This is a genomic window from Pseudomonas sp. BS-2016, assembly GCF_001806145.1.
In the GTDB taxonomy this organism is placed as follows: domain Bacteria; phylum Pseudomonadota; class Gammaproteobacteria; order Pseudomonadales; family Pseudomonadaceae; genus Aquipseudomonas; species Aquipseudomonas lundensis.
Genome location: NZ_MLCT01000020.1, coordinates 1 through 4,824 on the forward strand (window position 1 = coordinate 1; position 4,824 = coordinate 4,824).

Annotated in this window: 2 protein-coding genes; both read left to right on the top strand. The window is 61.2% G+C overall.

Going from position 1 to position 4,824, the window contains the following annotated elements; translation table 11 throughout:
* The first annotated feature begins 68 nt into the window (after positions 1-68).
* Entirely contained in the window at positions 69-3,035 is a 2,967-nt protein-coding gene (locus BKD70_RS12750; protein WP_047279313.1) for a type VI secretion system tip protein VgrG, read from the top strand.
* Positions 3,032-4,824 (top strand): DUF6531 domain-containing protein (locus tag BKD70_RS12755; RefSeq protein ID WP_175441019.1); only part of this gene is annotated, 1,793 nt, incomplete at its 3' end. The genes BKD70_RS12750 and BKD70_RS12755, both read left to right, overlap by 4 nt.

The window sequence follows — 4,824 nt, forward strand, 5'->3', positions numbered from 1 at the left end:
GGAATGATGTGTTTTCGTCKCCTCTTTTTTCGCGACGCAAGCCTGCAGCACTGCATGAGGAGTCAAGGATGTTTTCACCGGCGGATCAACCCCATTTCACGCTAACCCTTGCGGGAGCGGACTTTCAGGTATTGGCCTTCAAGGGCCGCGAGGCCTTGAACATGCCGTTTGTTTTTGATCTGGAGCTGGTCAGTGAACGGGCCTTCCTTGACCTTGAAAAACTGCTACACACGCAAGCGTTCCTGCGCATTTCTGCGTCGGGGACCGGTATTCACGGGCAGGTGTACAGCATCTCCCGAGGCGAAGCCGGCAGACGCCTGACCCGCTACCACCTGTCGTTGCGCCCGCATTTGTCGTACTTGGCGCACCGGGTTAATCAACGAATTTTCCAACAAAAAACAGTCCGCCAGATAATCTCGCAGGTGCTGGAAGAGCACGGCATTCTGGCCTGCGATTATAAATTCCAGCTCAGCGCGACCTACCCCGAACGCGTGTATTGCGTGCAGTACGACGAGTCGGACCTGACGTTTATCCAGCGCTTGTGCGAAGAAGAAGGCATCCACTTTCACTTTGAGCACAGCCCGGATGCGCACTTGCTGGTGTTCGGCGACGACCAGACGATCTTCCCGAAACTGGCGCCGGTGCCCTATCAGCAGGACACCGGGCTGGTGGCGGACACCCCCGTGGTCAAACGGTTCGGTATGCGCCTGGCCACCCGCACCACCCGTGTCACGCGCCGCGATTACGACTTCACCAAGCCACGCATCGAGCTGCAAAGTGACGCCAAGAGCAAGGCGTTGCCGGACCTGGAGGACTACGACTACCCCGGACGGTTTGTCGATCGCGAGCGCGGCACTCACTTGGCCAACCGTAATCTGGAACGCCATCGCACTGACTATCAACTGGCCAAGGGCAAGAGCGACCAGCCGCTGCTGGTCAGCGGGCATTTTCTGCCGCTTACCGGTCACGCCAATGCAACGTGGAACGACCTGTGGCTGCTGACTGAAATCACCCACCACGGCAAACAGCCGCAGGTGCTGGAAGAGTCGGTGACCAGTGATGTCACCGATTCAAAAGACGACTTTCATCAGGGCTATCGCAACACCTTTAGCGCCATCCCGTGGGACGTGCCCTACCGTCCCCCGCTGAAAAACCCCAAACCCAAAGTGCTCGGCAGCCAGAGCGCCATCGTCACCGGCCCGGCCGGCGAAGAGATTTACTGCGACGAGTACGGGCGGGTCAAAGTGCAGTTTTATTGGGACCGCGAAGGCGCGTTCGACGATAAAACCAGTTGCTGGATGCGTGTGGCCTCGAACTGGGCGAGCCAGAGTTTCGGGTCAATCAACCTGCCGCGCATCGGCATGGAAGTGCTGATTACCTTCCTTGAGGGCGACCCCGACCAGCCACTGATCACGGGTTGCCTGTACCACGGTGTGAATTTGCCGCCGTACAAATTGCCCGAGCTCAAAACCCTCGCCACTGTCAAAAGCAAGGAATACAAAGGCAGCCGCGCAAACGAACTGCGCATTGACGACACCACCAGCGAAATCAGCATCGCGCTGCGCAGTGATCACGGCGCCAGTGCGATCAACCTGGGCTATTTGACCCATCCCCGGCCTTCGGGCGGGCAGCCTCGCGGTGAAGGGTTTGAATTGCGCACAGACCGGCACGGGGCCGTGCGCGCCGCCGCCGGTTTGCTGATTACCACCGAACCGCGCCCCAATGAGTCCAAGCATCACAAAGACCTGCCCGAAACCGCCGAGCGGTTGGCCACCGCCAGTGACCAGCAGGACGGCTTGTCGATGCAGGCCATGGAAAACAAGGCGCAGGAAGCCGGTGATCAGGATGCCGTGGCCAAGGCCCTGCACGCCCAGCATCAAGGGATTATCGGCAGCGGCCCGGCCAACGTCAGTGCCAATGAATTTCCGGAGTTCAGCGAACCGCATCTGGTATTGGCGAGCCCGGCGGGGATCGCGCTGAGCACGCCGCAATCGACCCACATCGCCACGGGCGAGCACCTGGGCTTGAGCAGCACCGGGCACACGAGTTTGTCCATCGGCAAGAAATTGCTCGCCAGTGCCAGTCAGGGTATGCGCCTGTTTGTGCAAAACCTGGGCTGGCGACTGGTGGCCGCGTCCGGCGACATTGATGTGCGAGCGCTCAAGGACAGCATCAACCTGCTGGCCAAACTGAACATCACCGCCAACGCCGACCGCATCACCCTGACGGCCAAAACCGAGCTGGTGATTCAGGGCGGCGGCAGTGCCACCACCTATAACGCCGGTGGCATCACCCACGTCACCACCGGTCCGTATACCGCTCACGCGTCCAACTTTGCGTACACCGGCGCCAAAAGCCTGGCCGGTGTATTCCCCGAACCGCTTAAGCCCGGCAAAGGCAATCTCGAACTGTTCAACCAGTACGCCAACCGCCAGGGCATCAAGGGGGGCGATTACGAAGTGATCGACGCGCTGGGCAAGCGCATCAAGGGCGCACTCGACCCCAAAGGTTTTGCGGCCGTGGCTGGTGCAGCCCCCGGCCCTGCGCGGGTCACGTTTGGGCCTGACCCGGCAGACACCTGGAGCGACGGCAGTTACATCGGCAAGCCCGAATGGCCCCTTCAAACACCCGGCGCATCCGCGGCAGACAGCCTTCCCGGCCCGATCCAGAGCATGGTCGCCGACCTGTTGCCGCGTCAGGGCAAAAGTGCCGACCTTCTAGAGCAAGGAAAAAGCCTGGGCAAAAGCGGCATGGACATGGCCAAGACCGGTATGGCCACAGTGCAGCGCGGCATGAGCGTGATCCAGACCGCCCAAGGCGCGATGCAATCGGCGCAGACCGTTAAAACCGCGCTGCATGCAGGCGTAGCGGGTATCCCGCAACTGGCCAGTGCCGCGCTGCCCAGCGCGTCAAGTTTGCTGAGTCTGGCCAATAACAGCGGCGCATTGCCGAGCCTGCCGGCGCTGCCGACCTTCACCCCCCCTTCGCTTTCCTTCAAGACCCCCGGCCTGTTGGCGGGTGAGATGCTTTCATGACCACTGAAAATACGGCTGTAGAAAAACGCGGCCCGCAGGTCGCCATTGTTCCGCTCAGTGCCATCGACGTCAAAGACGTGGCCAGTGGCGCCGCCGTGTTCGATGCCTGGTTGCAGGAGATGAGTGGCGGGATCGTCACCCTCGAACGGATTCAGGGGGTGGCCGGGGCTTTGCCCGTGGTCGGTAACATCATGGCGCTGGTGGACGCGTTGGGCGACATCGTCACGCTGAGCAAGACTGAAAAACGCGACCTGCTGCTGTGGGCGAGCCTGGCGATTAACCTGATCGGCGTCTTGCCCTTGCCACCGACCATGGCCGCTGCGCGCATGACCCTGCGCCCGACCTTGCACCTGGTGCGTCAGGAGATGCGCTCTACCACCAAACTGATGCTCAGTGCCTCGGTCATCGAGATTCTGGTGGGCCACCTGAACGCGTCCATCGTCGGCAGTCTCGATGACTTCGTCGAGCAAGCCCGGGCCAAGCTGCCGCAGATCCTCGCCGACGCCGGCAAGCTCGGCGAAGACATGCTCAACGAAATCGCCAAGGGGCTGGAAGCCGCCGTCAACGGCACCCTCGATGCCGGTGGGGATCTGGAGGCAGCAAGTGCGCAGATCAGTGCGGCGGGCGATCAGTTGCTGCATGACCCCAAAGCGGCCATCAGCAACATCTTCGGCGGTTTGTTCAGCGCCTACAAAGCCGCTGGCAAAGGCATGGCCAACAGCGCCTCGCAGCACCTGCTGCCCGACGACATCAAACGTTCCGTCACCGCCCACGCGGCTCAACTGCGGGCGATGGGGCCAGAGCTGCGCACGCAACTGAGCGCGCTCACCACCGAAGACGTTGAGTACTCGATTGGCTGGTTGTTGCTGATCCTGTCCAGCGCCACGGCCTTGTGGCGCAAGCGCAATGTCCATGGGCAAAGCACTAACGTCAAACCCACGGAAACCAACAAAGCCAAGCAAACGGCGGCTGAGGGACAGATCGACTCCACCGGTAAACAAGCGTCTGCAACAGGGATGGCCAATCCCGCAAAAAACTGCGCCTGTGACCGTACACCGCGCAGCATAAATTTCGCGCTGGGCTCCGAATCCCTGAGCCACACCGACTTCAGCTTGCCCGGCCCGTTCCCGATTGACTGGACACGCACCTATTACTCGCGCCTGAGTGCATACGACCAAGGCGCCCTGGGCGCGCGCTGGATCACCGAATTCACCACCCGCTTTGACCTGCACGACAAGGGGCTGGTGTTCCACGATTCTGACGGCCGTGAGCATAAATACGCACTCAAACCCGTCGGCCAGGCGCACTACGACGCCATTGAAAACCTGACGCTGGTCCGCGTCACTGAAAACTCCTTACTCCTCTGCCGAGGCTTCGAACGCAGGGAAACCTACGTTCGTCACGGCGACCGCTTCCTGCTCGCGCAAATCGAACTGCGCAACGGCGCAGGCGTCATGCTGCACCACGAATACCGCCACGCTGACCAACCGGTGTTGTCCGACCTCATCACCTACCAGGGCGACCTCGACAACGTCCATTTACATCTGGGTACGATGATGGACGAACACGGGCGCCTCACAGGCCTGTGGGAAATCCGCGACAGCGTGCCGGTGCGCCAACTGGCGGCTTATTACTACGATGCCCACGGCGACCTGATCAATGCCCAGGACGAAAACGGCGCAGCGTGGAGCTACCAATACCAGCACCACCTGATCACCCGCTACACCGACCGCACGCAGCGCGGCATGAACCTGCAATGGCAAGGCACCGGCCCGGACGCGAAAGCAGT